The 1,507-nt window shown below is 66.0% G+C and carries 1 protein-coding gene; it reads left to right on the forward strand.

All coding sequences use genetic code 11. From position 1 onward, the window contains the following. The first annotated feature begins 255 nt into the window (after window positions 1–255). A complete protein-coding gene (locus NA11_RS43610; RefSeq protein WP_069167995.1) occupies window positions 256–1,482 on the forward strand; it encodes an IS110 family RNA-guided transposase in 1,227 nt (408 codons plus the stop codon). The last annotated feature ends 25 nt before the right edge of the window (window positions 1,483–1,507 follow it).

Below are 1,507 nucleotides of genomic sequence, written 5' to 3' on the forward strand. Positions count from 1 at the left end.
CCCCTAATGAGTTCTGGGAGTAGGCCATCGGGCAGACTCCTGGTTGGTAGCCACCGGTAGGTGAGCACTCTTTGCCCCTGGACTTCGAGTCCTGATGAAAGAGCGTGCCCCTGCCGGTCGGCCGGATGGATGGATCACTGCTGGGATGTCGTGCCCACCGCGTACTCGTGCTGGTGTGAGCACTGTTTCATTAGGTCGCTGATTCCTCCGGCGGGCTGCTGATGCTCGGAACCGCACACGAGAGCAGGAGAAGCGTTGCGACTGTTCGTTGGAGATGACTGGGCCGAAGACCACCACGATGTGGAGATCCAGGACGAGTCCGGCCACCGGCTGGCCAAGGCGCGGGTGAGCGAGGGCGTGGCGGGCATGGCCCGGTTGCACGCCATGATCGCCACCCAGATCGGCGAGACCGACCCCGACACTGTCGAAGTGTTGGTCGGGATCGAGACCGACCGCGGCCCATGGGTTAACGCCCTGGTCGCGGCCGGATATCAGGTATTCGGGGTTAACCCGCTGCAAGCCAAGGCCTACCGCAAACGGCTGGGAGTCTCCGGCGCCAAGAGCGACCCGGCCGATGCGCACCTGCTGGCCGATATGGTCCGCATCGATGCCCACCAGCTGCGGCAAGTTGCTGGGGACAGCGCCGCCGCCGAGGCCGTCAAGGTGATCACCCGCACCCACAAAACCCTGATCTGGGAACGGACCCGCCACACCCTGAGGTTGCGGCATGCGCTGCGTGACTACTTCCCCGCCGCGCTGGAAGCGTTCACCGATCTGGACGCCCCCGACACCCTGGAGCTGCTGACCCTGGCCCCCGACCCCGCATCGGCTGCGGCGCTGACCATTACCCGGATCAGCGGTGTCCTCAAGCGGGCCCGCCGCCACGGTATCCCCGATAAAGCAGCCAAGATCCACGCCGCGTTGCGCACCACCCAGCTCGGTCAGCCCGCGGTCGTCACCGCCGCCTACGCGGCCTCGGTCCGTGCCCTGGCCGCGGTCCTGTCCACTCTCAACGAGCAGATCAAGACCTTGCAGGGGCAGGTGGAGGCGCATTTTGGGGCGCACCCGGCCGCTGAGGTCATCACCTCCCAGCCAGGGCTGGGGACGATACTCGGTGCCCGGGTGCTCGCAGAGTTCGGCGACGACCCCGACCGCTACGCCTCGGCCAAGAAGCGCAAGAACTACGCCGGCACCTCCCCGATCACCGTCGCTTCCGGCAAACGGAAAGTCGCCCTGGCCCGCGTCGTGCACAAAGACCGGCTCATCGACGCCCTCATCACCCAGGCCGCGATCGCCATCAGCAAATCCCCCGGGGCCCGCGCCTACTACAACAAACAACGAGCCCGCGGCAGCGCCTACAACACCGCCCTGCGCCAACTCGCCAACCGCCTCGTCGGGATCCTGCATGGCTGCCTCAAAACCGGCACCCTCTACAACGAAGCCACCGCCTGGCCCAATCACGCTCAGCCACTCGCTACTTGACATCAAAACTCCTGGGATGTCTTTC

Origin of the sequence: Nocardia altamirensis NBRC 108246, assembly GCF_001612685.1 — a bacterium.
Taxonomy (GTDB): domain Bacteria; phylum Actinomycetota; class Actinomycetes; order Mycobacteriales; family Mycobacteriaceae; genus Nocardia; species Nocardia altamirensis.